Below are 25,623 nucleotides of genomic sequence, written 5' to 3'. Positions count from 1 at the left end.
ATCGGAGCGAAAATTGGCGACTAATCCACAACTTGCTAAAAGTGCAGCGGCCGGTTTCCCTTGGGGACGGCTCTGGTTTTTGCTTGGCGCATTGGTGGTTTATCGTATCGGTGCTCACGTCCCGGTTCCCGGGATTGACCCGACACAATTAGCCTCGCTGTTCAAGGAGCACGAAGGCGGCGTCCTGGGCATGTTCAACATGTTCTCGGGCGGTGCCTTGTCTCGTTTTACAGTGTTTGCGCTGGGTATCATGCCTTATATCTCGGCCTCGATCATCATGCAATTGCTGTCGATCGTGTCACCGCAGATGGAAGCGTTGAAAAAAGAAGGCGAAGCAGGTCGTCGCAAGATCACCCAGTACACCCGGTATTTCACGGTTGCCCTGGCACTGTTCCAAGCGTTAGGCATTGCAGTCGCACTGGAGTCGCAAGCTGGTCTGGTGTTGGAACCTGGTCTTGCATTCCGCTTCGTGACGGTCGTCACTTTGTTGACCGGAACAATGTTTTTGATGTGGTTGGGTGAGCAAATTACCGAGCGTGGTTTGGGTAATGGCATCTCGATCATCATTTTTGCCGGGATTGCAGCAGGTCTGCCGTCGGCGTTGGGTGGCTTGTTCACTCAGGTGTCGAATGGTTCGATCGGCAGCTTCAGCGCGATTTTCATCGTGATCCTGGTAGCACTGGTAACGTACTTCGTCGTATTCGTCGAACGTGGTCAGCGCAAAATATTGGTCAACTACGCGAAGCGCCAGGTAGGCAACAAGATTTATGGCGGTCAAACCAGCCATTTGCCGTTGAAGCTGAACATGGCCGGCGTGATCCCGCCGATCTTTGCTTCTTCGATCATCTTGTTCCCGGCCACTATCGTGGACTGGTTTTCAAAGGGCGCCGACAACGCTAACCCTGCGGTGCGGTTCTTGAAAGATTTGGCAGCATCGATGGGGCCTGGTGAGCCTATCCATGCGCTGTTGTACGCAGTGGCGATCGTGTTTTTCTGTTTCTTCTATACAGCGCTGGTATTTAACAGCAAGGAAACAGCGGATAACTTGAAGAAAAGCGGTGCGTTCATTCCCGGGATCCGTCCAGGCGAACAGACAGCCCGTTACATCGACAAGATCCTGACACGCTTGACACTTGCCGGCGCAGTCTACATCACCCTGGTGTGTTTATTGCCGGAATTTATGCAAGCCCAGTGGAAAGTACCATTCTATTTCGGCGGTACTTCTTTATTGATTATTGTAGTTGTCACCATGGATTTCATGGCGCAAGTACAGAACTACGTGATGTCGCAGCAATATGATTCGCTGCTGCGCAAAGCAAATTTCAAGGGCGGAATTCCGACGCGTTAAGCGCGGTAAACATACCGAATGGCAAAAGACGACGTCATACAGATGCAGGGCGAGATTCTTGAGAATCTCCCAAATGCAACATTTCGAGTGAAGCTGGAGAACGGACACGTGGTGCTCGGGCATATTTCAGGTAAAATGCGGATGAACTATATTCGCATTCTCCCTGGAGACAAGGTGACGGTGGAGTTAACGCCGTACGACCTGAGCCGAGCCCGCATTGTGTTCCGTACCAAGTAACACAGTGAATCAAACCAAAGAAGCGAAAGAAAGAGCCCCAAAATGAAAGTTCTCGCATCAGTCAAGCGGATCTGCCGCAACTGCAAGATCATCAAGCGCAAAGGCGTAGTCCGCGTAATCTGCGTGGAACCACGTCACAAGCAGCGTCAAGGTTAATCGAGGAATAACAAATGGCACGTATTGCAGGGGTTAATATCCCAAATCATCAGCATACCGTTATCGGCCTGACAGCCATCTACGGTGTGGGCCGTCCACGCGCAGAGAAAATCTGTGCATCGACCGGTGTAGCAACCAACAAAAAGATCAAAGATCTGGATGACAGCGAACTGGAAAAGCTGCGCGATGAAGTAGGTAAATTCATCGTCGAAGGCGATCTGCGTCGTGAACTGTCCATGAACATCAAGCGTTTGATGGATCTGGGTTGCTACCGCGGCATGCGTCATCGTAAGGGTCTGCCTTGCCGTGGCCAGCGTACGCGTACGAACGCACGTACCCGCAAGGGACCGCGTAAAGCCGCTCAATCGCTGAAAAAATAATCCGCTAGGGAATAATTATGGCTAAGTCGCAAAATAACGCCGCATCAGCACGCGTGCGTAAAAAAGTTAAAAAGAACGTCGCTGAAGGCATCGCACATGTCCACGCTTCGTTCAATAACACCATCATTACCATCACCGATCGTCAAGGCAATGCCTTGTCGTGGGCTACCTCCGGCGGTGCAGGCTTCAAGGGTTCGCGTAAATCGACCCCATTCGCAGCGCAGGTCGCCGCGGAAGCCGCTGGTAAAGTGGCTGTTGAGTGTGGCGTAAAGAACCTGGAAGTACGTATCAAGGGCCCAGGTCCTGGTCGTGAATCCGCCGTTCGCGCGCTGAACAACCTGGGCATCAAGATCACCGAGATCCAGGACGTGACGCCGGTACCGCACAACGGTTGCCGTCCACCGAAACGTCGTCGTATCTAAGATAGTGTTGCAGAGGGCGCTTCGGCGCCAGCTGCTTTGCTGTCTGTTGTAACTCAGTACAGTTGTGTGAAAACGCTGGAGCAGGGAGCCGGAAACGGTTATACTGCCCGGCTGTTCTTGCCTGTCAAATCCTGTTTGACGGGTTTTTCGTTTTCAGCCACCGTCTGATTGAAACCAAATCAGACTAGCGCCTAACCGCATCAGTGTGTTTGATCATGCATGTGGCTGGGGCGTTATCATTTAAAAAAAGGAAGTATCGTGGCACGTTATATCGGACCTAAAGCAAAACTTTCCCGCCGTGAAGGTACAGACCTGTTCCTGAAGAGCGCACGTCGCTCGCTGGACAGCAAGTGCAAACTGGACGTCAAACCAGGCCAGCACGGTGTCAAATCCGGCGCCCGCACCTCGGACTACGGTAACCAACTGCGCGAAAAGCAAAAAGTCAAGCGCATGTACGGCGTGCTGGAACGTCAATTCCGCCGCTACTTCGCTGAAGCAGACCGTCGTAAAGGCAACACCGGCGAAACGCTGTTGAAGTTGCTGGAAACGCGTCTGGACAACGTTTGCTACCGCATGGGCTTTGGCTCGACCCGCGCTGAAGCGCGTCAACTGGTCAGCCACAAAGCGTTCACCGTGAACGGTATCGTTGTGAACATCGCTTCGTACGCAGTTAAAGTTGGTGACATCATCGCTGTTCGTGAAAAATCGAAAAAGCAAGTGCGTATCGTTGAAGCACTGTCGCTGGCTGAACAAGTTGGTATGCCTAGCTGGGTTTCGGTTGATGCCAAGAAAATGGAAGGTACCTTCAAGTCCCTGCCAGAGCGTAACGAAATCGCTAACGACGTCAACGAATCGCTGATCGTCGAGCTGTACTCGCGTTAATAGCAGTTAGCACCATCACCGCCCACTCGTTTTCTTTCGGGTGGGCGTTTTACTAATGCCATCAGCCTTATCGGTGTAATGAGCCGAGGGTATTGAAAAGGACATTTCATGCAAAACAGTTTGTTGAAGCCACGTATTATCGATGTTGAAGCTCTCGGTGCAGGTCACGCCAAGGTCGTGATGGAACCGTTCGAGCGCGGCTATGGCCACACATTGGGTAACGCGTTGCGCCGCGTTCTGCTGTCGTCGATGGTGGGCTACGCGCCGACCGAAGTGACGATCGCTGGCGTCGTCCACGAATATTCCTCCCTCGATGGCGTGCAAGAAGACGTCGTCGATCTGTTGCTGAACTTGAAGGGTGTGGTTTTCAAAGTCCACAACCGCGATTCGGTAACCCTGACCCTGAAAAAAGAAGGCGAAGGCGCGATCCTGGCCTCCGACATCGACCTGCCGCATGACGTCGAACTGATCAACCCTGACCACGTGATCGCCCACCTGACCGCTGGTGGCAAGCTGGACATGCAGATCAAGGTTGAAAAAGGCCGCGGCTACGTTCCTGGTAACGTGCGTCGCCTGTCGGAAGACACGAACAAGACCATCGGCCGCATCATTCTGGATGCGTCGTTCTCGCCAGTGCGCCGTGTATCGTACTTCGTTGAATCGGCCCGCGTGGAACAACGTACCGACCTGGACAAGCTGATCATCAACATCGAAACCAACGGCGTAATCTCGCCGGAAGAAGCGATCCGCCAGTCGGCCCGCGTCCTGGTGGACCAGTTGAATGTGTTCGCTGCCCTGGAAGGCACGGAAGCCGCCGCCGAAGCGCCATCGCGCGCTCCGCTGGTCGATCCTATCCTGTTGCGTCCAGTCGACGACCTGGAGTTGACCGTGCGTTCGGCGAACTGCCTGAAAGCGGAAAACATCTACTACATCGGCGACCTGATCCAACGTTCGGAAAACGAACTGCTGAAAACGCCAAACCTGGGCCGCAAGTCCCTGAACGAAATCAAGGAAGTGCTGGCATCGCGCGGCTTGACCTTGGGCATGAAGCTGGAAAACTGGCCGCCTGCCGGCCTGGAAAAGTAATTCGTAGTTGTAGCAAACTGCCTGGGACAGGTGTCCCAGGCTTTTATTTTGTCGTACCAAACCGGTCCGCGGCTGTCAGGGGTTTCCCCATCAGCTGATCGAAGAACTGGAATTTAAACACTCACCGAAAGGATTTATCATGCGTCACGGTCACGGCCTCCGTAAACTGAATCGTACCTCGTCCCACCGTCTGGCAATGCTGCGCAACATGACAGTATCGCTGCTGCGTCACGAAGCGATCAAAACCACCCTGCCAAAAGCAAAAGAACTGCGCCGCGTTGTCGAGCCAATTCTGACCCTGGGCAAAACCGACTCCCTGGCAAACAAGCGTCTGGCCTTCAACCGCCTGCGCGACCGTGAAATGGTCGTCAAACTGTTCGCTGAACTGGGCCCACGTTTCGCCAACCGTAACGGTGGTTATGTGCGTATCCTGAAAATGGGTTTCCGCGTCGGCGATAACGCTCCTATGGCGTTCGTTGAACTGATGGATCGTCCAGATACGACCGAAGCAGTTGAAGTTGCTGGCGAGTAATCCCAGTAGCGGCATCCGCATCAAGGAAAGCCAGGCCTAGCCTGGCTTTTTTGTTTTCTGCTGCAGCTATTCTTACTGCAGTGTACTATTCTCCTTTCGCGCCGGCCCGGCACAAGCGCTGCCTGCTCCGCGCGTCCTCTGTCGAATGGTCGAAAAGGTAGTTCATGTCCCGTTTCCCCTCCAGCGCCACCGCGCGCGCCGCGCCACGCCATCCCTTGCTCACCTGGTTTGCCGCCTGCTGCTTCCTGTTGATTGCCATTTTTGGCGCCGGCCATGCCCGCGCCGACGATGAATTCCTCGATCCCGAGCTGGCTTTTAAATTTTCCGCCCGCATGCAGGACCCGTCCACCATCGCCGTCACCTACGTGATCGCCGATGGCTACTATATGTACCACGAGCGCTTCAAGTTCGAGGCCGTGGGCGCCAGGCTGGGCACCCCCGTGTATCCGGCTGGCAAGGTCAAGTTCGACGACACCTTCCAGAAAAATGTGGAAACGTTCCGCAAGACCCTGACCATCACGATTCCCGTGGAGGCGGCCGGCGCCTTTACCCTGAAGGCGACGGGCCAGGGCTGTTCCGACAAGGGCCTGTGCTATGCGCCGCAGGATGCCACGGCCCAGCTGGTGGGCGGTGGCGGCGGCCAGAGCGTGGCGCCCGGTGCCGGCCTGCCATCGAAGTTCGCCTTGCCGGCTGCGCCGGCAGTCGACACGGCGGCCGTCAACGGCCCGCAGGCGCAGGCATCGCCTGGCGTGTCCGTGATGAGCATTGCCAGTGCCGATATCACCAGTACCCCCGATCCTGTCGCCGCTGCCCCCGTGGCGGCCAACCCGGCGCCGGCGCAAAACGAGATGGGCAAGATCGAATCGGCGCTGAAAGGCGGCAAGCTGCTCGTCATCGTGCCCCTGTTCATGCTGCTGGGCCTGGGGCTGGCATTCACGCCGTGCGTACTGCCGATGGTGCCTATCCTGTCGTCGATCATCGTGGGCGATGGCGCCAAGGTCAGCCGCTCGCGCGGCTTGCTGCTGTCGCTGACGTATGCGCTGGGCATGGCCATCGTCTACACGGCGCTGGGCGTGGCGGCCGGCCTGGCGGGCGAAGGCCTGGCGGCCAAGCTGCAAAATCCGTGGGTGCTGGGTTTCTTTGCCCTGCTGATGGCGGGCCTGTCGCTGTCGATGTTCGGCTTTTATGAGCTGCAAGTGCCGGCCTTCCTGCAAGGCAAGCTGACGTCCGTGTCGAACCAGCAATCGTCGGGCCGCCTGGCGGGCGTGTTTGTCATGGGCGCCATTTCCGCCCTGATCGTGGGACCGTGCGTGGCCGCGCCGCTGGCCGGCGCCTTGCTGTACATCAGCCAGACGCGCGACGTCGTCATCGGCGGCAGCGCCCTGTTCGCCATGGCCGTGGGTATGAGCGTGCCCCTGATCCTGGTGGGCGTCTCGGCCGGCACCTTGCTGCCGCGCGCCGGCGCCTGGATGGATGCCGTCAAGCGCTTCTTCGGCGTGCTGCTGCTGGGCGTGGCCTGGTGGCTGGTCTCGCCCGTGCTGCCGGGCGCCGTGCAGATGCTGGGCTGGACGGTCCTGTTCGTCGGCTACGGCATGTATCTGCTGGTGGGCAAGAGCGGCGCGAAGAACGCGTGGGTGGCCAAGGCCTTCGGCCTCGTGTTTGCCGTGCTGGGCGTGCTGCAGCTGGTCGGCGTGGCCAGCGGTGGCCGCGACCCGCTGGCGCCGCTGGCGCACCTGGGCGGTGGCCAGGTGCATGCGCAAGCGTTTACGCGCGTCAAGACCGTGGCGCAGCTCGATGCGGCGCTGGCGCAGCTCAATGGCAAGCCCGCCTTGCTGGACTTTTATGCGGACTGGTGCGTGTCCTGCATCGAAATGGAAAAGCTGACCTTTGTCGATCCCGCCGTGCGCGAGAAGATGGGGCAAGCCGTGCTGCTGCAAGTGGACGTGACGGCCAATGACGCGGACGACAAGGCCATGCTGAAACGTTTTCAGCTGTTCGGCCCGCCGGGCATCATCATGTTCAACCAGCAAGGACAGGAAATTCCCCAGTCGCGCGTGATCGGCTTCCAGAATGCCGCGACGTTCCTGACCTCATTGCACAAGCTCGACGGGCAGTAAGCAATCACTTGTCTCGTCAATAAGAAAAAGCCTGCATTGCAGGCTTTTTCTGTTTCTAGGCCAGCGACAACTTAGCCGGCTTTCGGCTGCTGCTGCATGCCGTGGTGGCCGCCGTGGTGGCCGCGCATACCGCCGTGCTTGCCGCCAGGAACGCTGTCGTCAAACACTTTCTTTTGCTCCGGCGTCAGCACGGCGTAGAACGTTTTCAGCGAAGCCAGACGGCTTTCCTGGCTGGCAATACGTTCCTTCGACATGGCGATCCATTGTTCCATGCGTTCCGGCGCCGACAGCTTGGCAAACGCTTCGCGCTTGGCTTTCCAGTCGCCCATGGGCTTTTTCGGCGCGTTGGCGGCCGTGAACGTGGCCCAGGCCGGTTCCTGTGCGGCGGTCAGCTTCAGCTTGTCGTGCAGGCGGGCCTGGTATTTGGCCATGCGTTCGGCAGGGTTGCCGCCGCGGTGCTGGCCATCGTGTTGCATCTTGGTACTGGCGGCAGGCGCGCTGGCGGCCGCTTCCTGGGCGTGGACGGTCAGCGATGCCGCACCCATGCCGAGTACGCTCATGGCGATGATCAAATTCTTGCGCAAGGTTGTCATTGAGGCGTTCATCTGGATTCCTTTGTAAAAGATGAGGGATGTACATGTTGCTGCACATGAATCCATGTTGGACGCGCCATGTTTCCCCGAAGTGTCCGCTGCCAGACAGTTTGTATCTATATGTTTCTTCGGGTCTCCTATATACAAGACGATACAAATGCGTTGTGCAAGGGCGGGGGAAGTGGGGATAATTCGTACCATGGAACCCACTTCTACAATTCTCATCGTCGACGATGACCGCGATATCCGCAGCTTGCTGGCGGATTACCTGGAAACGAACGCCTACCGCACCCTGGGCGCGGCAGATGGCACGGCCATGTGGAAAATCCTCGATGAAACGCGGCCTGACCTGATCGTGCTCGATTTGAACCTGCCTGGCGACGACGGCCTGACCTTGTGCCGCAAGCTGCGCGCCCAATCGACGGTGCCCGTGATCATGCTGACGGCGCGCAATGAGCCGCTGGACCGCATCCTGGGCCTGGAAATGGGCGCCGACGATTATTTGCCGAAACCGTTCGAGCCCCGCGAATTGCTGGCCCGCATACGCAGCGTCTTGCGCCGCAGCCATGCCATGCCATCGAACGTGCCGTCGGACAAGGCGCAGCAAATCCGCTTTTCCGGCTGGACCCTGGACTTGACGGCGCGCCATCTGCTCAATCCCAGCGGGCTGGTGATCATGCTGTCGGGAGCGGAATTCCGCTTGCTGCGCGTGTTCCTGGAACACCCGAACCGCGTGCTCAACCGCGACCAGCTGCTGAACCTGACGCAGGGGCGCGACGCCGACCCGTTCGACCGCTCGATCGATATCCAGATCAGCCGCCTGCGGCAAAAGCTCGGTGAAGATGCGCGCTTGCCGCAAATCATCAAGACCGTGCGCAACGGCGGCTACGTGCTGGCCGGCCAGGTCAATGTGGAGCCCCACGCGTGAAGGCCTTCCTGGGGTCGATGACGGGCCGCGTGTTCATGTTTTTGCTGATCGGCATCGTTGCTTCGGCGGCGCTGACGCAGTGGCTGGCCGTGGGCGAACGCCAGCGCGCCATCGAGCAATACCGCGACTACCATGCCGTAGAGCGGGCCGAGCAGCTGGTGATGGCGGCCGATGTGGTGCCGCTGGCCTCGCGCGCCGCCTACCTGAAAGTGGCCAACAAGGGCAGCGTGCGCCTGGAGCTGCGTCCCGAGACGGAACATACGCCCGGCGCACCGACGGAGTTTTCCACGGCCCTGCAAGCCAAGCTGGGCGAAGGCTTCAAGGTCAGCGCCGTGGCCGAGCGTCCCGCCGCCTGCGTCAAGCCGCGCCAGTCGCCGGGCATGTTTGCCGCCAAGCCATGGGGCGGTACGTGCGAAAACCTCGACGTGCGCATGCAGGACGGCCACGTGCTGCGCCTGATGGTCTTGCCGCCACGCCAGCAGCCCCCGTTCAACGAACACAACGACTGGATGACCTTGCTGCCTTTCCTGATCAGCATTGCCATCCTCGCCTACCTGGTCACGCGCATGACCATGCGCCCGCTCAAGCAGCTGGCGCAGGCGGCGAAAGACCTGGGCAATGACATCAACCATCCGCCGCTGACCCTGTCCGGGGCCAGCGAGATCCGCCAGGCCAGCGCCGCCTTCAATGCCATGCAGGCGCGCATCCGCCAGCATATTTCCCAGCGCACGCAAATGCTGGCCGCCATCACGCACGACCTGCAAACGCCGCTGACGCGCTTGCGCCTGCGCCTGGAAAAAGTGGCTGACACGGAATTGTATGACCGCCTGGTGGGCGATTTGTCGGCCATGCAGAGCATGGTCAAGGAAGGACTGGATCTGGCCCGCTCGATGGATAGCACGGAGGCGATGCAGGCGCTCGATCTCGATTCCCTGCTCGACAGCGTTTGCTCCGACGCGGCCGATGCCGGCCAGAAAGTCACGCTGGGCGGACAGGCGAGCATGGCCTTGATGGCCCGTCCCATCGCCATGCGGCGCTGCCTCGTGAACCTGATCGACAATGCCGTCAAATATGGCCTGTATGCGCAGGTGACGGTCGAGCGCATCGCGGGCGCGGCACGCATCCGCATCCGCGATGGCGGGCCGGGTATTGCGCCGGATCAACTGGCGAAAGTGTTTGAACCGTTTTACCGCATCGAGACATCGCGTTCGCGCGAATCGGGCGGCACGGGCCTGGGCCTGACCATCGCGCGCAATATTGCCGAGCAGCATGGCGCCACGGTCTTGCTGGCCAATCATGCCGACGGCGGACTGGAAGTCACCCTCATCGTGCCAGAGTATTACGCTGGAAAGTGAGCATTTCCGTGCGACAATATTGTGCTTTTATGCCCCCTGGCAACTACATTCAACCTGCAGCCCTGCGCTGCAACAGCGTGACAGAACAATGAAAAAGACTAGTCTGGCAATCCTCGTGGGTGCGGCCCTGTGTATCGGTGGCGGCATCTGGTATTTCAACCATCAGTCCGGCGCAGCTGTCGGCGGCCAGGACGGCAAAGGGGGCAAGGGCGGACAGGCGCCGACCACGGTGAGCGTGGTTGCGCCGCTGCGCCAGGATGTGCCGATGGTGCTGCAAGCCAATGGCAGCGTGATGCCGATCAGCAGCGTCGACCTGCATCCGCAGACGACCAGCACGATTACCAAGGTACATATCCGCGAAGGCCAGTTCGTCAAGCAGGGCGAGCTGATGTTTACGCTCGATGCGCGCAGCGAGCACGCGAATGTGGACAAGGCGCAGGCGCAGGTCTTGCGCGACCGTGCCTCGGTGCAGGACTTCGAACGCCAGCTCAAGCGCAGCCAGGATTTGCTGAGCAAGAATTTCATCGCCCAGGGCGCCGTCGATACCCTGCAAAGCCAGCTCGACGCGGCCCGCGCCTTGCTGGCCGCCGATCAGGCCGCCTTGCGCGCCGCCCAGGTCGACTCCAGCTACACGGTCCTGCGCGCGCCCCAAGGCGGCCGCGTGGGCGCCATCAATGTCTACGCGGGCAGCCTGGTACAGCCGACCACGTCCCTGACCAGCATTACCCAGCTCGATCCCATCGACGTGTCGTTCACCTTGCCGGAAAGCAGCCTGTCGGGCTTGCTGGCGGCGCAGAAGGCGGGCGACGTGCCCGTCACGGCCTTGCTGTCCGATGCGGGCGGCAAGCAGCTCGAAGGCAAATTGAACTTCATCGACAATGCCGTCGATCCCGCCACGGGCGTGATCAAGGTCAAAGCCCGTTTCAATAACGGCAGCACCGACCTGTGGCCCGGCCAGTATGTGAATACGCAGCTGACCGTGCGCACGCTCAAGGATGCGCTGGTCATCCCGCAAAACGCCATTATCACCAATACCACGGGCATCTTCGTGTATTCGATGGAGCCCGACAACACGGCCAAGGTACGCAAGATTGCCCGCGTGTATGCGTTCGGCCCGAATGCCGTCGTCACGGGCTTGAGCGGCGATGAAAAAGTCATCGTCGATGGCAAGCAGAACCTGCGTCCGGGCGGCAAGGTGCGTCTGGCGGACAAACACAAGGCCGCCGATGGCGCCGTCGCACCGCAAGGCAAGCCAGCATGAACCTGTCCGAACTGAGCATTCGCCGCCCCGTCATGGTGGTGCTGTTGTCCTTGAGCATCATCCTGGCGGGCGTGCTGGCGTATGGCCACATTCCCGTGGCAGCCTTGCCGAGCTATAACACGCCCGTCATCAACGTCAGCGCCGACCTGGCCGGCGCCAGCCCCGATACCATGGCGTCCTCCGTTGCCTTGCCGCTGGAAAAGCAGTTTTCCACCATCGCTGGCCTGAGCCTGATCACCTCCACGAGTACGCTGGGCAATACTTCGCTGACCCTGGAGTTTGACGCGAGCATCAATGTCAACGAGGCCGCCGTCGACGTGCAGGCGGCGCTGCTGCGCGCGCAGCGCCAGTTGCCCACGGAAATGACGGACTTGCCGTCTTACCGCAAAGTCAATCCGGCCGATGCGCCCGTGCTGTTCATCCAGATGACTTCGCCATCGCTGAACTTGTCGGATCTGAATGATTATGCGGAAAACCTGATCGCCCCGAGCCTGTCGACCTTGCCTGGCGTGGCCCAGGTCAGCGTGAATGGCCAGAAACGCTTTGCCGTGCGCGTGCGTGCCCGTGCCGACCTGATGAACGCGCGCAACCTGACCATGGACGAGCTGGCCACCGCGCTGCGCGCGTCGAACACGAATTCGCCGCTGGGCATCCTGGACGGCCCCAGCCAGACTCTGACCATTCAGGGCAACCCGCAGATGATGAAGGCGGCCGATTTTGCCGAACTCATCGTTGCCACGCGCAATGGCCAGCCCGTGCGCCTGAAGGAAGTGGCCCAGGTGGAAGACAGTTTCCAGTCGACCAAGACGGCGGGCAGTTTCAATGGCGAGCGCTCGATCACCTTGCTGGTGCAGCGCCAACCGGATGCGAACACGGTGCAAGTGGTCGATGCCGTGCGCAAACTCTTGCCCGGTTTCAAGGCGCAATTGCCTGCCTCTATCCAGATCAGCCTGGTCAACGACCGTTCCGTCTCGATCCGCGAAGCCATTCACGACGTCAACCTGACCCTGGCCCTGACCGTGATTCTCGTGGTGCTGGTGATCTTCCTGTTCCTGCACCGCGCGGCGGCCACCTTCATTCCGGCCGTCACCATGCCCATTTCCCTGCTCGGCGCGCTGGCCCTGCTGTACTGGCTAGGCTACAGCCTCGACAACGTTTCCCTGCTGGGCATCACCCTGGCCGTGGGCCTGGTGGTCGACGATGCCATCGTGGTGCTGGAAAACATCGTGCGGCATATCGAAATGGGCAAGAAGCCGATCCAGGCGGCCCTGGTGGGCGCGAAGGAAATGGGCTTTACCATCATCTCGATTTCCGTCTCGCTGGTGGCCGTGTTCATCCCCATCTTCTTCATGCCGGGCGTGATCGGCTTGCTGTTCCACGAGTTTGCCGTCGTCGTCTCGCTGTCCATCCTCGTGTCGGCCATCGTGTCGCTGACCCTGGTGCCGATGCTGGCCAGCCGCTTCCTGCCGGCCGATTCGCGCGAGCACAATGACAACGACCCCACGCATGGCGAAAAGTCCTTCATCGGCCGCCACTTCGAGGCGGGGTTCACGAAATTGCGCAACGGCTATGTGCATTTGCTCGACAAGGCCCTGGCGCACCGCAACGTGGTGCTGTTCATCGCCGTGTGTACTTTCGCGCTGACGGTATTGCTGTATGCCACGATACCGAAAGGCTTCTTCCCCGAGGAAGACCTGGGCCAGATCCAGGTGAATACGGAAGCGTCGGAAGATATCTCCTCGGCGGCATTGCAGGATTTGCAAGCCCGCGTGGCGGCCGTGCTCAAGGCGGACCCCAGCGTGCAGGACGTGACTTCGTTTGTCGGCGGCGGCAACACGGGCCGCATGTTCATGGTGCTGAAACCGCGCAGCGAACGGCCGAAAATGCCCGTGGTGCTGGAAAACCTGCGCCGCGCAACGAGCGCCGTGCCCGGCATGGCCGTGTATTTCCGTCCCGTGCAAAACCTGCAGCTGGGCGGGCGCCAGAGCAAGAGCCGTTACCAGTACACCTTGCAAAGCGTCAGTCCCGATGCCTTGAATGACTGGGCGGAAAAGTTTATTGCTGGCATGCGTGCCGACCCGGCCTTCCGCGACGTCACCAGCGATTCGCAGATCAAGGGCTTGCAGGCATCGCTCCGGATCGACCGCGACAAGGCCAATCTGCTGGGCGTGCAGATGTCCGACATCCGCACGGCCCTGTACAGCGCCTTTGGCGAGCGGCAAGTGTCGACCATCTATTCCTCGGCAGCCAGCTATTACGTGATCCTGGAAGCGGCCACGCCGGACCGCCAGTATGACGATGCGCTCACGCGCGTGTCCGTGCGCAGCAAGTCGGGCGAGCTGGTGAAACTGTCGAGTATTGCCTACGTGGAACGCACGATCGGTCCCACGGCCGTCAACCACCAGGGGCAGCTGCAGGCCGTCACGATCGCCTTCAACCTGGCGCCGGACGTGCCGCTGGGCATCGCCACGGGCAAGATCGACGTGATGGGCAAGGAAATGAGCTTGCCGGCTTCCATCATCACGCGCTACGGCGGCGATGCGGCCGTGTTCCAGGATTCGCAGTCGAGCCAGATCATCCTCATCATCGCCGCGCTGGCAGTGATCTATGTGCTGCTCGGTGTCCTGTATGAAAGCTATATCCACCCGCTGACCATCCTGGCCGGCTTGCCGTCGGCGGCCGTGGGGGCGCTATTGACCTTGCGCCTGTTCGGCATGGACCTGACGATGATCGCCATCATCGGTATTTTGATGCTGATCGGTATCGTCAAGAAAAACGCCATCATGATGATCGACTTTGCCCTGCATGCGCAGCGCAATGAAGGCATGAGCCCGCCCGAGGCCATCCGCCAGGCGTGTATCCTGCGTTTCCGTCCCATCATGATGACGTCGGCGGCGGCCCTGATGGGCGCCTTGCCGATCGCCCTGGGCCTGGGCGCCGGCGCCGAGCTGCGCCAGCCGCTGGGCCTGGCCGTGGTGGGCGGGCTGTTGTTTTCGCAAGTGATTACCCTGTTTATCACGCCCGTCATCTATTTATTCCTGGACAAGTACAGCGGTACGGGGCCATTGACGGACGAACAACTGGTTGCACTCGACGGCAAGGCCTGAACACCTGGCTGACCCGTGACCGGCGCCCCATTCCTGCGTGAATGCGGCGCCGGTTTTGTATGGGGAGTGATACATACGGTAACAACCGTCAAGAGGCGGCTCGGGTACCCTAGCTTGGGCTGCAAGGAATGCCGCTATCCTGTACGCTTCGGGTTGGAAATGTACAGGAAGTGTTCCCAAAAGCAAGGGACTCTGGCACTATGGCTGCCCTGTAAGATTACTTTTGTCGCTACACAGAAAGCACGATTCATTTTGCATGACACGACCCATTTGATGGCTGCAGACTCCGATTATTGCCCCACGTGCGGTCAATTGATCCAGCCACCACCGGCCTACGGGTCCAAGACCAGCACCACGCGCAAGGTTGCGCTGGGCGTGTCCGTCTTGTTGCACGTGCTGCTGGCCGCGTATGCCCTGTTTCGCAGCGACAAGATCGAAAAGATTCCGCCGCCGAAGAAGGAAAGCGCGATGGTGTATATCGCGCCGCTGAAAGACAAGCCGCAACCGAAGCCGCAGCCAAAACCCACGCCGAAACCGAAGGACACGAAAGTTGCCAAGGTGAAACCGCCGCCGGCGCCCAGCAAGCGCGTGGTGACGAAGGATGTGCCGCGCGACAAGCCGAAGCTGGAAACGTTCACGCCGCCGCTGGTGTCGAAAGTGCCGTTGCCGCCGCCGCCGGCCGAAGACATGAGTTCGATGATCGAGCAGCGCCGCAAGCAGCGCGAGGCGCAGAATCCCGCGCCGCCGGCCGAGGAAAGCGAAAACGACCGCGCCATGCGCGTGGCCAAGGCAAATATCGCCGGTGCCCAGGGACGCAATTCCGGCAGCGACCGCGAAGATTCGGGCGGCGTGTTTTCCATCGTCAACCAGACCTCGTTCAGTGCCGAAGTCAAGTTCAAGGGCTGGAACGGCAACTTCAAGCGCAATTGGCTGAAGCAGGAAAAGGTGGAACTGGGCAACGAGCCCGATATCGAAACGGCCATCCTGAAGAAGATGATCCAGCTGATCCGTGCTGAGAAGCCAGGCGACTTCGTGTGGGAATCGCGGCGCTTGGGCCGCAACGTCAACCTCAGCGCCCGCGTGGAAGACACGGCCGAGCTGATGGCCTTCCTGCGCCAGGAATTCTTTTCCGAGAAGCGTCCGGGACCGGGACGGCGCTAGGCAACCGGCCCCCGCGCAATAAAAAAGGCTGCACCGTGTGAACGGGCAGCCTTTTTTGTCAGCGCGCTGAGGCGGATCAGGCGGGCTTGTCGGTTCCTGCTTCCGGCTCGACGTCGTCTTCCATCTCGATCAGCTCGACCATCTGGGCGGCGCCGTCTTCGCTGATGCCGGCCAGTTCCATGATCTTGTCGTTGGCTTCTTCGATGCCGACGCGCTTGAGTGCGGAGAACAGTTGCACGGTGAACGGGAAGCCGATGCCGTCTTCATCCACATAGCTGTCGAGCTTGGCTTTTGCCTGGCGCAGCGCGTTGACCGATTCATTGCGGTTGAGCTTATCGACTTTCGTCAGGATGCAGTGGATCGGCTTGCCCGTCGGGGCGAACCATTCCAGCATTTGAATGTCCAGGTCGGTGAACGGGCGGCGCGAATCCATGATCAGGATCAAACCGGCCAATTGCTCGCGGCGCTGCACATAGTCGCCCAGCAGGCGCTGCCAGTGCAATTTCGCCGAACCCGAGACTTCTGCATAGCCGTAGCCCGGCAAGTCGACCAGCAGGCATTCGATCTCTTCGACGATGGTGGCATCCTTGCGGTGCTGCGCCACGTGGGCGCCGCCGATGGAGAAGTAATTGATGTGCTGGGTACGGCCAGGTGTCTTGGAGGCGAACGCCAAGCCTTTCTGATTACACAAGATGTTGATGGCGGTCGATTTACCGGCATTGGAGCGGCCGGCAAAAGCGATTTCCGGCACCGTGGTATCGGGCAGGTCACGCAATTGATTGACGGTCGTAAAGAAACGGGCTTGCCAGAGTTTTGACATGGGAATAGTAAAGCAACAAAAGGGAGCGATAAGGGAGCGATAACGCCAAGAAGCTATTGTACAATAAGGGGTTGTTTATTGTTGCCGGCGTAGCAGCGATGCGGCTTGCGGCCCTGAAAATAAAGCAAAAATCCCCAGGGCGCGGCAATGTCCACCACTAATTTCTCACTGTCTCAGGGTGCCTGAATGAATCGTGCGTTTTCACCGTTTGTCCAATCCATGCTGCTCGCTTTGCTGGCTGTATCGGCAACTGCTTCCGCGGTCGAAGAACCGAAACCGGCCCATGCGCCAGCCGTCGCCGTCAAGGCCGACGCTGCCAAGGGCGCTACCCTGTACGCCGATGGCGATGCGGCGCGCGGCTTGCCTGCCTGCGTCTCCTGCCATGGCGCGGCCGGCAATTCAACCATCACGGTCAATCCGAAGCTGGCTGGCCAGCATGAAAGCTATATCTACAAGCAACTGGTCGATTTCACGACGCCGGAGCGCAACCAGCCCGTCATGACGACCTATGCCAAGATGCTCAGCGACGCCGACAAGAAGAATATCGCCGCCTACCTGGGCGCGCAGCTGTCCAAGCCGGGCGCCGCGAAAAACAAGGACACCATCGACCTGGGCAAGAAGATCTACCGTGGTGGCATTGCTTCCAAGCAAGTAGCCGCCTGCGCCAGCTGTCATGGCGCGACGGGCAATGGCATTCCCGTCCAGTACCCGCGCATTGCCGGCCAGCACCAGGATTACACGGTGGCCCAGCTGGCCATGTTCCGCAGCACCAAGGCCGATGCCCGCAAGAACAGCGCGCAAATGCACACCATCGCTGCCCGCATGTCGGATGACGAAATCGCCGCCGTTGCCGATTACATCGCCGGCCTGAAGTAAGTTTTCATAGTGGCAAGAGATTGCCACGCGTTTCAACGCACATGAACAAGGGCGGCCGTTTCGACGGGCTGCCCTTTTTTATAGCAGGGGCCAAACAGGAGTATGCTGCCGCCTTGCGCGGAGAAACTATCTTTGCTCCATGCCACATTTTCTTGAAGATTGCATATCCCGTATGAGTATCAACGTATGAGCACAGGCACGACCGGAATCGAGTTAAAGACCCAACGCCGCAGCCTGGCTGAATTCGTCGAGCTGGTCTCGTCGATGCGCTTTGCCATCAGCCTGCTGACCCTGATCGCCGTCGCCTCCATCATCGGCACCGTGCTCAAGCAGAACGAGCCCATGCCCAATTATGTGAACCAGTTCGGGCCGTTCTGGTTTGCCGTCTTTGACAAGCTGAGCCTGTATTCCGTGTATTCGGCCTGGTGGTTCCTGGTGATCATGGGTTTCCTTGTCGCCTCGACCTCGCTGTGCATCGTGCGCAATGCGCCGAAGATGCTCAAGGACATGCGCAGCTGGCGCGACAATGTGCGCGAGCAATCCTTGCGCAACTTCCACCACAAGCTGGAATGGCAGGCGCCGCTGCCGCGCGCCGTGCTGGCGCAGCAGATGGTGATGCGCCTGAAAGACGCCGGCTACGGGGCCAAGGTGGTCGAGAAGGACAACGCCACCCTGGTGGCGGCCAAGCGGGGCGCCGCCAATAAATGGGGCTATATCTTTGCCCACGGCGCCATCGTCATCATCTGCGTGGGCGGCTTGCTCGATTCGGAAATGCCGATTCGCGTGCAGCAATGGTTCTTTGGCAAGACGCCGTTTGCCGGCAGCGGCGTGATCGCCGACATTCCCGCCCAGCACCGCCTGAGCCTGTCGAATCCTACGTTCCGCGGCAACACCATGATCCCGGAAGGCTCGTCGAGCAATACGGCCATCATTCCCCAGGCCGATGGCGTGCTGATCCAGGATCTGCCCATCACGATCTTGTTGAAGAAATTCCATATCGATTTCTACAGCACGGGCATGCCCAAGCTGTTTGCCAGCGACGTGGTCGTCACCGACCATGCGACGGGAGAAAGCTTCCCGGCGACCATCAAAGTCAACCAGCCGCTGCTGTACAAGGGCCTGGCCCTGTACCAGTCCAGCTTTGAAGATGGCGGCAGCAAGCTCAAGTTGACTGGCTATCCCATGACGGGCAAGACGACGAAACGCTTCGATATCGGCGGCGAAGTGGGCGGCAGCACGCCGCTCGAGCGCAGCGATGGCAATTCCTACACGGTGGAATGGTCGGGGTTCCGTCCCTTCAACGTGGAAAACCTCAGCGCCGGCCAGGATGTGCGTGCCGTCAACAAGGCGGAAAGCTTCAACGATAAGTTTGCCGTGGGCCTGGACAAGCGCCTCGGTTCGGCCGCGAAGAACGCGCATAACAAGGATCTCAAGAACGTGGGCCCCTCGGTGCAATACAAATTGCGCGACAAGACGGGCCAGGCGCGCGAGTACCAGAACTACATGCAGCCCGTGACCGTGGATGGCACGACGGTGTTCCTGGCCGGCATGCGCGTCAACCCCAGCGACCCGTTCAGCTATCTGCGCATTCCCGCCGACGATAATTACAGCGTGAACGAGTGGATGCGTCTGCGTGCCGCGCTGCAAGATCCCGCGCTGCGCCAGCAGGCTGCCGCGCGCTATGCGGCGCGCGCCATGCCGCAGGCGGGGGCGGAAGCCTTGCGGGGCCAGTTGCAGGAATCGGCGGCGAAAAGCCTGGGCATCTTTGCCGGCAATGGGCAAGAGGGCGGTTTCCTGGTCATTTCGCGTTTCCTGGAGAAAATCCCTGCCGCCGAGCAAGAAAAAGCGGCCGATATCTTCATGAAGATCCTCAATGGCAGCCTGTGGGACTTGTGGCAGGCGGCGCGCGCCCAGGATGGCTTGAAAGCCATCGAGGCCGATGACAAGCACGGCCGCTTCCTGCAGCTGGCCACGAATGCGCTGTCCGACAGCTTCTTCTATGGCGCGCCCGTGTATCTGCAACTCGATGACTTCACGGAAATCAAGGCGTCCGTGCTGCAAGTGACGCGTTCGCCGGGCAAGAGCGTCGTGTACCTCGGTTGCCTGTTCCTCGTGATCGGCGTATTTTCCATGTTTTATATCCGCGAGCGCCGCCTGTGGGTGTGGATCAAGGATGGCGAGGGCGGCAGCGAAGCCCTGATGGCCATGAGCACGCAGCGCAAGACGCTGGATTTTGAAAAAGAATTTGAGACTTTGAAGGCAAAGCTGCCGCAATCGGCGTAAGCTGCGCTGTGTCTGGGACGCTTGCGCGTCGCCGGGAATGGAGAAAATGATGGAATTGGCAAACAAGCAAATATATACGCAGGAACCAGGATTTTTCAAGCGCCTGAGCCTGATCGATTGGCTGTACGGCGCCGGCTTGCTGGCGGCCTCCCTGTTCGGCCTGGTGCGCTTTGGCGCCTTCATGGATATCTATGAAAAAGCCATCCTGCTGGCCGCCGCGCCCACGTTCGCGTGGCTGGGCTGGTACTGGAAGCCCGTGCGCTGGCTGATCCCCGTGGCCGCCGTGCTGTCGCTGTTTGCCATCGAGCTGTATGCGGGCCATCTGGAGATGGCGAACCAGAAGTTCTTCCTGAAATACATCTTGTCCAGCCAATCCGCCATCCTGTGGATGGGCACCCTGTTCGTGCTGTCGACCCTGTTCTACTGGATCGGCCTGGTGGCGCGCTCGGAATTCGGCTCGTCCGTCGGCTCCCTGCTGTGCTGGGCTGGCGTGGTGCTGGGCCTGACGGGCATGCTGGTGCGCTGGTACGAGTCTTACCTGATCGGCGCCGACGTGGGCCACATTCCCGTGTCGAACCTGTATGAAGTGTTCATCCTGTTCTCGTTGATCACGGCCATGTTCTACCTGTATTACGAGCAGCATTATGCGACGCGCCAGCTGGGCGCCTTCGTCATGCTGGTCATTTCGGCGGCCGTCGTGTTCCTGATGTGGTACACGGTCACGCGCGACGCGGCCGAAATCCAGCCGCTGGTGCCGGCCCTGCAAAGCTGGTGGATGAAGATCCACGTACCGGCCAACTTCATCGGCTATGGCACGTTCGCCCTGTCGGCCATGGTGGCGGCGGCGTATTTGCTCAAATCGAGCGGCTACCTGGTCGACCGCCTGCCATCGCTGGAAGTGCTCGACGACGTCATGTACAAGGCCATTTCCGTGGGCTTTGCTTTCTTCACGGTAGCGACTATCCTGGGCGCCCTGTGGGCAGCCGAAGCATGGGGCGGCTACTGGTCGTGGGACCCGAAAGAAACGTGGGCGCTGATCGTTTGGCTCAACTATGCAGCCTGGCTGCACATGCGCCTGATGACGGGCTTGCGCGGCCGCGTCGCCTCGTGGTGGGCGCTGGTGGGCTTGCTGGTGACGACGTTCGCGTTTTTGGGCGTGAATATGTTCCTCTCCGGCCTCCATTCTTACGGAAAACTGTAAAAGTACCCGAGAAAAAGCCCATGGCGGCGTTGCCTTGCCCTGAACTTTTTTCGGGCACTTTAGTAACGTTTTTTTGCATGACAGAAGCGTCATGAACGGCCCGGGAAAACTGGTGTAAGGTACAAACAATCACCTTTTCCCGGAGCCGCCATGTTGATCAAGCGCAGTCCTAACGGCATTGAGTTGCCGTATTCTTCCGAAATCACGCCGCGCGCCGTGTTCGAGTCGCGCCGCAGTTTCATCAAGCAAGTGGCGCTGGGTTCGATGTCCAGCGCGGCCTTGCTGGAAATGGCCAGCCGCGAAGCGTTCGCGCAGGGCACCAATCCCAAGCTGGCTGCCAAGCTCAATCCCGCCTATTCGGCGCTGGAAAAGCAAACGGCCTATAAAGACGCCACCACCTACAATAATTTCTACGAGTTCGGCACGGACAAGAGCGAGCCTGCGCAAAATGCGGGCACTTTGCGCACGCGGCCGTGGACGGTCAGCATCGAAGGCGAAGTCAAGAAACCCATGACCCTGGACCTCGATGCGCTGCTGAAGCTGGCGCCGCTGGAAGAGCGCGTGTACCGGCTGCGCTGCGTGGAAGGCTGGTCGATGGTGATCCCGTGGGTCGGTTATTCCTTCTCGGAAATCATCAAGAAGGTCGAGCCGACGGGCAATGCCAAGTATGTGGAATTCATTACCCTGGCCGACAAGAAACAGATGCCGGGCGTGGGCAGCCGCGTGCTGCAGTGGCCGTATACGGAAGGCTTGCGCATCGACGAGGCGAACCATCCGCTGGCACTGCTGACCCTGGGCATGTACGGCGAGACCTTGCCGAACCAGAATGGCGCGCCCGTACGCATGGTGTTGCCGTGGAAATATGGTTTCAAGTCAGCCAAATCCATCGTCAAGATCCGTTTCGTCAAGGAACAGCCGCGCACGTCCTGGAACCTGTCGGCGCCGTCGGAATACGGTTTTTACTCGAACGTGAACCCGAACGTCGATCATCCGCGCTGGTCGCAGGCTTCCGAGCGGCGCATCGGCGAAGACGGTTTCCTCACGCGCAAGCGCAAGACGCTGATGTTCAACGGTTATAACGATGTGGCCTCGCTGTACGCGGGCATGGACCTGAAGAAATTCTTTTAAGGAAATACCATGGCCATCAACCCCACGGGCAAACAGCTGTCGCTGCTGAAAAGCCTGATCTTTCTGCTGGCGCTGATACCATTCGTGCGCATGGTCTGGCTGACGTACACGGGGCAACTGGTGGAGCCGCTGGAATTCATCACGCGGGGCACGGGCGACTGGACCCTGTATTTTCTCTGTATCAGCCTGGCCGTCACGCCCTTGCGGCGCATCACGCAATGGAATTGGCTGATCAAGCTGCGGCGCATGCTGGGCCTGTTCGCGTTTTTCTACGCGGCACTGCACTTCACCACCTTTTTATGGTTCGACCACTTTTTTGATGTGCAGGAAATGTGGAAGGATGTGCTCAAGCGGCCGTTCATCACGGTGGGTTTCATCGCCTTCGTGCTGCTGATCCCGCTGGCCGTGACGAGCACGAACGGCATGGTCAAGCGCCTGGGGGGCAAGTGCTGGCAGTGGCTGCACCGGCTGATCTACATCATCGCGCCGCTGGGTATCCTGCATTTCTGGTGGATGAAGGCGGGCAAGCACAATTTCGCGCAACCTATCCTGTTCGGTTCCATCGTCGCGCTACTGCTGGCAACGCGCGTGTATTTCGCCTGGAGCAAGCGCGTAAAAAGCGCCAGGGCGGCGAATGCCGCCGCCCCTGCGCGTTCCGTTTAGGTGGCGGGCACGATGACGGGCGGTGGCGGCACGGGGGCCGGTTCGACGGGGCCTTTGGCCGGTGCGCCTTTGGCCGCGGGCGGCTTGGGCAGGTACAGGGGACCGGGCTGGCCGCAGCCGGCCAGGACGCTAGAAACCACAATGGCGATGCCGATATAAAACGCTGAGGATGACTTCACGATTAGAATCACGGTTTGATTAAGATCTTTGGAGTGTAGCATGAGCGAATCGGAATTCCTGGCCCTGGCCGAAGCCACCCTGACCCAGATCGAGGCGGCGCTGGACCGGCTGAACGATGAAGACGTGCTCGACGTCGAATGCAGCCGCAGCGGCAATGTGCTGGAGATCGAGTTCATCGATAACGGCACGAAAATCATCGTCAACAGCCAGGCCCCCATGCGTGAGATGTGGGTAGCGGCCCGCTCGGGCGGTTTTCATTACAAGCGCGTGGGCGACGAGTGGCGCAACACGCGCGACGACTCCGAGCTGTTTGCGGCCCTGTCGGCCATGGCCAGCGAGCAGGCGGGCGCGGCAGTTGTATTGAAGTAAGTGTTTGAAGTGATGCAGGAAAAATGGGCAGCCTTTGCGGGCTGCCCATTTTTTGTGGTCCAATGTCGGGCAGGTCGGGCAGGTCGGGTTAGGCCGCAGGCCGTAACCCGACACCACCACCGGCGCCAACGATGTTGTCGGATTTCGCGCTTGCGCGCTAATCCGACCTACCCGGCCTACGTGTTTAAAATAGCTCGTTCTTCACAGCCTCTTTCGCCTTTTCTTCTTCCGGCGTGCCGCGCGCCGCGCCTTCCAGGCTGCCGACCCCTGTGCCCGGTGGATTTTCCGCATAGTAATACTCGTCGCCCACGTGGATCAGGCCTTCGGGCACGGCGCGTTCCTCGACGGGGATGCTTTTCAGGGCTTTCGCCATGTAGCTGATCCAGATCGGCAGGGCCAGGCCGCCGCCCGTTTCCCGGTTGCCCAGGTTGCGCGGCTGGTCGTAGCCGATCCAGGCGATGCCCACCAGCTTGGCCTGGTAGCCGGCAAACCACGCGTCGATGGAATCGTTGGTGGTACCCGTCTTGCCGGCCAGGTCGGGGCGCTTCAAGGCCATGGCCTTGTTCGCCGTGCCGAAGCGCACGACGTCGTTGAGCATGCTGTTCATCATGAAGGCATTGCGCTCGTCGATGACGCGGTTGGCTTCCTCGCCCGCCAGGTCCGGTTTGGCCTGCGACAGGATATTGCCGTCGCTGTCGGTCACCTTGGCGATCAGATACGGGTTGATCTTGTAGCCGCCATTCGCGAACACGGCGTAGGCGCCTGCCATCTGCAGCGGCGTCACGTTGCCGGCGCCCAGGGCCAGGGTCAGGTACGGCGGGTTCTTGTCCGCATCAAAGCCGAAGCGCGTCGCGTATTCCTGGCCATACTTGGCGCCGATCTTGTGCAGGATGCGGATGGAAATCATGTTCTTCGATTTCATCAGGCCCTTGCGCATGGTCATCGGACCATCGTATTTGCTGTCGTAGTTCTTCGGTTCCCACGCCTGGCCGCCCGTCTGGCCCGCGTCGAATGAAATCGGCGCATCGTTGATGATGGTCGCCGGCGACAGACCCCGTTCCAGCGAGGCGGAATAGATGAAGGGCTTGAAGGCGGAGCCGGGCTGGCGCCACGCCTGCGTGACGTGGTTGAACTTGTTGCGGTTGTAATCGAAGCCGCCCACCATGGCGCGGATGGCGCCGTCGGTGGTGCTGGCCGAGACGAACGCCGACTGCACTTCCGGCATCTGCGTCAAGACCCAGTTGCCGCCTTCTTGCATGACGCGGATCACGGCGCCCCGCTTGATGCGGCGGTTTGGCGCTGCTTTTTCCGACAGCCAGGCCGCGCCGAACGTCAGGCCGGGACCGGTAATGGTGATTTCCTCGCCGGCCGAGGTGACGGCCTGCAACGATTTGGGCGACGCTTGCAGCACCATGGCGGCGATGATGTCGTCGCTGTCCGGGTGGTCGGCCAGCTCCGTCTCGATCGCGTCGTCCGCTTCGGCCTTGGTTTTCGGAATCTCGATATACGCTTCCGGGCCGCGGTAGCCGTGGCGTTTCTCGTAATCCATCACGCCCTTGCGCAAGGCGATATAGGCGGCATCCTGGTCGGCCTTGGTGATGGTGGTGTAGACGTTCAGGCCGCGCGTGTACGTATCTTCCTTGAATTGCTCGTAGACGAGCTGGCGCGCCATTTCCGACACGTATTCCGCATGCACGCCAAAGGCGCTGCTGTCGGTTTTCACTTTCAGCTCTTCATTTTTCGCTTCTTCGTACTGTGCCGGCGTGATGTAGCCCAGCTGCGCCATGCGCTGCAGGATGTATTGCTGGCGCATGCGCGCGCGTTTCGGATTGACGACGGGGTTGTAGGCCGACGGCGCCTTCGGCAAGCCGGCCAGCATGGCCGCTTCGGCCACGGTCAGGTCCTGGATATTCTTGCCGAAATAGATTTGCGCGGCCGAAGCGAAACCGTAGGCGCGCTGTCCCAGATAAATCTGGTTCATGTAGACCTCGAGGATCTGGTCCTTGCTGAGGTTTTTCTCGATCTTCCAGGCCAGCAAGACTTCATACGCCTTGCGCTTCAAGGTCTGTTCGCTGGACAGGAAGAAGTTGCGCGCTACCTGCTGCGTGATGGTCGACGCGCCTTGCTTGGCGCCGCCCGTCAGGTTGTGCAGGGCCGCGCGGGTGATGCCCAGGTAATCGACGCCGCCATGTTCATAGAAGCGGTCATCTTCGATGGCCAGCACGGCTTTCTTCATGACATCGGGGATATCCTTGATATGCACCATGTTGCGCCGTTCTTCACCGAACTCGCCGATCAGCACACTGTCGGACGTGAACACGCGCAGCGGCATTTTCGGCTTGTAATCGGTCAAGGTATCGAGTGCCGGCAGGTTCGGATATGCCATGGCCAGGCCAAAGACCACCAGCAAGACGCCGACGATGCCCAGGCCCAGCAGCGATACCAGGGCCATCAGCAGAAAACGTTTGGGTTTGCTGCCCTTGGTGGGCGGCTTCGAGCCAGCGGAGCCAGCGGAATTTGAAGATGTCATGCGTCGTA

24 protein-coding genes are annotated in these 25,623 nt (G+C 59.9%); 20 read left to right on the top strand and 4 right to left on the bottom strand.

The window, feature by feature from the left end:
- Positions 1-13: 13 nt before the first annotated feature.
- The 9 genes from secY (at position 14) to dsbD (ending at position 7,160) form a co-directional block, all read left to right on the top strand.
- Positions 14-1,348, top strand: coding sequence for a preprotein translocase subunit SecY (gene secY, locus VPH41_RS20995; RefSeq protein WP_010394438.1), 1,335 nt, complete (start codon positions 14-16; stop codon positions 1,346-1,348).
- A gap of 18 nt (positions 1,349-1,366) precedes the next feature.
- Entirely contained in the window at positions 1,367-1,585 is a 219-nt protein-coding gene (gene infA, locus VPH41_RS20990; RefSeq protein WP_005663428.1) for a translation initiation factor IF-1, read from the top strand.
- Positions 1,586-1,627: 42 nt separating this feature from the next.
- Entirely contained in the window at positions 1,628-1,741 is a 114-nt protein-coding gene (gene rpmJ / locus VPH41_RS20985; RefSeq protein ID WP_010394471.1) for a 50S ribosomal protein L36, read from the top strand.
- 14 nt (positions 1,742-1,755) lie between these two features.
- Entirely contained in the window at positions 1,756-2,121 is a 366-nt protein-coding gene (gene rpsM, locus VPH41_RS20980; protein ID WP_046681666.1) for a 30S ribosomal protein S13, read from the top strand.
- Between the two features lie 17 nt (positions 2,122-2,138).
- Positions 2,139-2,543, top strand: coding sequence for a 30S ribosomal protein S11 (gene rpsK / locus VPH41_RS20975; RefSeq protein WP_010394475.1), 405 nt, complete (start codon positions 2,139-2,141; stop codon positions 2,541-2,543).
- Between the two features lie 258 nt (positions 2,544-2,801).
- Positions 2,802-3,425, top strand: coding sequence for a 30S ribosomal protein S4 (gene rpsD / locus VPH41_RS20970; RefSeq protein ID WP_071325659.1), 624 nt, complete (start codon positions 2,802-2,804; stop codon positions 3,423-3,425).
- Between the two features lie 108 nt (positions 3,426-3,533).
- Positions 3,534-4,511, top strand: a complete 978-nt coding sequence (locus VPH41_RS20965; protein WP_008444343.1) for a DNA-directed RNA polymerase subunit alpha — start codon at positions 3,534-3,536, stop codon at positions 4,509-4,511.
- Between the two features lie 139 nt (positions 4,512-4,650).
- Positions 4,651-5,043, top strand: coding sequence for a 50S ribosomal protein L17 (rplQ, locus tag VPH41_RS20960; RefSeq protein WP_034753219.1), 393 nt, complete (start codon positions 4,651-4,653; stop codon positions 5,041-5,043).
- A gap of 164 nt (positions 5,044-5,207) precedes the next feature.
- A complete protein-coding gene (dsbD, locus tag VPH41_RS20955) occupies positions 5,208-7,160 on the top strand; it encodes a protein-disulfide reductase DsbD (protein WP_328571396.1) in 1,953 nt (650 codons plus the stop codon).
- A 71-nt stretch (positions 7,161-7,231) separates the two neighbouring features.
- On the opposite strand, the gene VPH41_RS20950 is transcribed toward dsbD, so the two are convergent.
- Positions 7,232-7,765, bottom strand: coding sequence for a Spy/CpxP family protein refolding chaperone (locus tag VPH41_RS20950; protein WP_328571395.1), 534 nt, complete (start codon positions 7,763-7,765; stop codon positions 7,232-7,234).
- 187 nt (positions 7,766-7,952) lie between these two features.
- On the opposite strand from VPH41_RS20950, the gene VPH41_RS20945 reads away from it, so the two are divergent.
- The 5 genes from VPH41_RS20945 (at position 7,953) to VPH41_RS20925 (ending at position 15,565) form a co-directional block, all read left to right on the top strand.
- Complete coding sequence (locus tag VPH41_RS20945; RefSeq protein ID WP_034753223.1) at positions 7,953-8,681, top strand: response regulator; 729 nt, start codon at positions 7,953-7,955, stop codon at positions 8,679-8,681.
- A complete protein-coding gene (locus VPH41_RS20940; protein WP_152282050.1) occupies positions 8,678-10,036 on the top strand; it encodes an ATP-binding protein in 1,359 nt (452 codons plus the stop codon). Before VPH41_RS20945 ends, VPH41_RS20940 begins: the two co-directional genes overlap by 4 nt.
- Before the next feature lie 88 nt (positions 10,037-10,124).
- On the top strand, positions 10,125-11,297 hold the full coding sequence (locus tag VPH41_RS20935; RefSeq protein ID WP_328571394.1) for an efflux RND transporter periplasmic adaptor subunit: 1,173 nt from the start codon (positions 10,125-10,127) through the stop codon (positions 11,295-11,297).
- Entirely contained in the window at positions 11,294-14,404 is a 3,111-nt protein-coding gene (locus VPH41_RS20930) for an efflux RND transporter permease subunit (RefSeq protein ID WP_152255392.1), read from the top strand. The genes VPH41_RS20935 and VPH41_RS20930 overlap by 4 nt, the downstream gene beginning before the upstream one ends.
- Before the next feature lie 273 nt (positions 14,405-14,677).
- Entirely contained in the window at positions 14,678-15,565 is an 888-nt protein-coding gene (locus VPH41_RS20925; protein ID WP_226941188.1) for a hypothetical protein, read from the top strand.
- 76 nt (positions 15,566-15,641) lie between these two features.
- On the opposite strand, the gene yihA is transcribed toward VPH41_RS20925, so the two are convergent.
- A complete protein-coding gene (gene yihA / locus VPH41_RS20920; RefSeq protein WP_071325653.1) occupies positions 15,642-16,385 on the bottom strand; it encodes a ribosome biogenesis GTP-binding protein YihA/YsxC in 744 nt (247 codons plus the stop codon).
- A gap of 186 nt (positions 16,386-16,571) precedes the next feature.
- On the opposite strand from yihA, the gene VPH41_RS20915 reads away from it, so the two are divergent.
- The 5 genes from VPH41_RS20915 to VPH41_RS20895 all read left to right on the top strand — a co-directional run bounded on the left by VPH41_RS20915 (position 16,572) and on the right by VPH41_RS20895 (position 22,536).
- Complete coding sequence (locus VPH41_RS20915; RefSeq protein ID WP_152282052.1) at positions 16,572-17,261, top strand: c-type cytochrome; 690 nt, start codon at positions 16,572-16,574, stop codon at positions 17,259-17,261.
- A gap of 186 nt (positions 17,262-17,447) precedes the next feature.
- Positions 17,448-19,544, top strand: a complete 2,097-nt coding sequence (locus tag VPH41_RS20910; RefSeq protein ID WP_328571393.1) for a cytochrome c biogenesis protein ResB — start codon at positions 17,448-17,450, stop codon at positions 19,542-19,544.
- Positions 19,545-19,593: 49 nt separating this feature from the next.
- Complete coding sequence (ccsB, locus tag VPH41_RS20905) at positions 19,594-20,745, top strand: c-type cytochrome biogenesis protein CcsB (protein WP_034778299.1); 1,152 nt, start codon at positions 19,594-19,596, stop codon at positions 20,743-20,745.
- A gap of 150 nt (positions 20,746-20,895) precedes the next feature.
- Entirely contained in the window at positions 20,896-21,873 is a 978-nt protein-coding gene (gene msrP, locus VPH41_RS20900; protein WP_152282054.1) for a protein-methionine-sulfoxide reductase catalytic subunit MsrP, read from the top strand.
- Between the two features lie 9 nt (positions 21,874-21,882).
- Positions 21,883-22,536, top strand: a complete 654-nt coding sequence (locus tag VPH41_RS20895) for a sulfite oxidase heme-binding subunit YedZ (protein ID WP_328571392.1) — start codon at positions 21,883-21,885, stop codon at positions 22,534-22,536.
- On the opposite strand, the gene lptM is transcribed toward VPH41_RS20895, so the two are convergent.
- A complete protein-coding gene (gene lptM, locus VPH41_RS20890) occupies positions 22,533-22,715 on the bottom strand; it encodes an LPS translocon maturation chaperone LptM (RefSeq protein WP_070221692.1) in 183 nt (60 codons plus the stop codon). The two genes, VPH41_RS20895 and lptM, sit on opposite strands and share 4 nt — an antisense overlap.
- Before the next feature lie 40 nt (positions 22,716-22,755).
- Between lptM and cyaY the strand changes: the two genes are divergently transcribed.
- Positions 22,756-23,085 carry an iron donor protein CyaY gene (cyaY, locus tag VPH41_RS20885; protein WP_328571391.1) on the top strand — a complete coding sequence of 110 codons (330 nt, stop codon included), beginning with the start codon at positions 22,756-22,758 and terminating at the stop codon, positions 23,083-23,085.
- 184 nt (positions 23,086-23,269) lie between these two features.
- Here the strand turns inward: cyaY and VPH41_RS20880 are convergent, their stop codons facing one another.
- Positions 23,270-25,615, bottom strand: a complete 2,346-nt coding sequence (locus VPH41_RS20880) for a penicillin-binding protein 1A (protein WP_152282056.1) — start codon at positions 25,613-25,615, stop codon at positions 23,270-23,272.
- Between the last annotated feature and the right edge of the window lie 8 nt (positions 25,616-25,623).

Origin of the sequence: Janthinobacterium sp. P210006 (assembly GCF_036231885.1) — a bacterium.
GTDB lineage: Bacteria > Pseudomonadota > Gammaproteobacteria > Burkholderiales > Burkholderiaceae_D > Janthinobacterium > Janthinobacterium violaceinigrum.
This window is presented reverse-complemented; position numbering and strand designations above follow the sequence as displayed.

What these genes read in the sequence shown, in the direction of transcription:
- infA (WP_005663428.1), top strand. Translation starts at nt 1,367, where the DNA reads ATGGCAAAAGACGACGTCATACAGATGCAGGGCGAGATTCTTGAGAAT.
- rpmJ (WP_010394471.1), top strand. Translation starts at nt 1,628, where the DNA reads ATGAAAGTTCTCGCATCAGTCAAGCGGATCTGCCGCAACTGCAAGATC.
- rpsM (WP_046681666.1), top strand. Translation starts at nt 1,756, where the DNA reads ATGGCACGTATTGCAGGGGTTAATATCCCAAATCATCAGCATACCGTT.
- rpsK (WP_010394475.1), top strand. Translation starts at nt 2,139, where the DNA reads ATGGCTAAGTCGCAAAATAACGCCGCATCAGCACGCGTGCGTAAAAAA.
- VPH41_RS20965 (WP_008444343.1), top strand. Translation starts at nt 3,534, where the DNA reads ATGCAAAACAGTTTGTTGAAGCCACGTATTATCGATGTTGAAGCTCTC.
- rplQ (WP_034753219.1), top strand. Translation starts at nt 4,651, where the DNA reads ATGCGTCACGGTCACGGCCTCCGTAAACTGAATCGTACCTCGTCCCAC.
- dsbD (WP_328571396.1), top strand. Translation starts at nt 5,208, where the DNA reads ATGTCCCGTTTCCCCTCCAGCGCCACCGCGCGCGCCGCGCCACGCCAT.
- VPH41_RS20950 (WP_328571395.1), bottom strand. Translation starts at nt 7,765, where the DNA reads ATGAACGCCTCAATGACAACCTTGCGCAAGAATTTGATCATCGCCATG.
- VPH41_RS20945 (WP_034753223.1), top strand. Translation starts at nt 7,953, where the DNA reads ATGGAACCCACTTCTACAATTCTCATCGTCGACGATGACCGCGATATC.
- VPH41_RS20935 (WP_328571394.1), top strand. Translation starts at nt 10,125, where the DNA reads ATGAAAAAGACTAGTCTGGCAATCCTCGTGGGTGCGGCCCTGTGTATC.
- VPH41_RS20930 (WP_152255392.1), top strand. Translation starts at nt 11,294, where the DNA reads ATGAACCTGTCCGAACTGAGCATTCGCCGCCCCGTCATGGTGGTGCTG.
- VPH41_RS20925 (WP_226941188.1), top strand. Translation starts at nt 14,678, where the DNA reads ATGGCTGCAGACTCCGATTATTGCCCCACGTGCGGTCAATTGATCCAG.
- yihA (WP_071325653.1), bottom strand. Translation starts at nt 16,385, where the DNA reads ATGTCAAAACTCTGGCAAGCCCGTTTCTTTACGACCGTCAATCAATTG.
- VPH41_RS20915 (WP_152282052.1), top strand. Translation starts at nt 16,572, where the DNA reads ATGAATCGTGCGTTTTCACCGTTTGTCCAATCCATGCTGCTCGCTTTG.
- VPH41_RS20910 (WP_328571393.1), top strand. Translation starts at nt 17,448, where the DNA reads ATGAGCACAGGCACGACCGGAATCGAGTTAAAGACCCAACGCCGCAGC.
- ccsB (WP_034778299.1), top strand. Translation starts at nt 19,594, where the DNA reads ATGGAATTGGCAAACAAGCAAATATATACGCAGGAACCAGGATTTTTC.
- msrP (WP_152282054.1), top strand. Translation starts at nt 20,896, where the DNA reads ATGTTGATCAAGCGCAGTCCTAACGGCATTGAGTTGCCGTATTCTTCC.
- VPH41_RS20895 (WP_328571392.1), top strand. Translation starts at nt 21,883, where the DNA reads ATGGCCATCAACCCCACGGGCAAACAGCTGTCGCTGCTGAAAAGCCTG.
- cyaY (WP_328571391.1), top strand. Translation starts at nt 22,756, where the DNA reads ATGAGCGAATCGGAATTCCTGGCCCTGGCCGAAGCCACCCTGACCCAG.
- VPH41_RS20880 (WP_152282056.1), bottom strand. Translation starts at nt 25,615, where the DNA reads ATGACATCTTCAAATTCCGCTGGCTCCGCTGGCTCGAAGCCGCCCACC.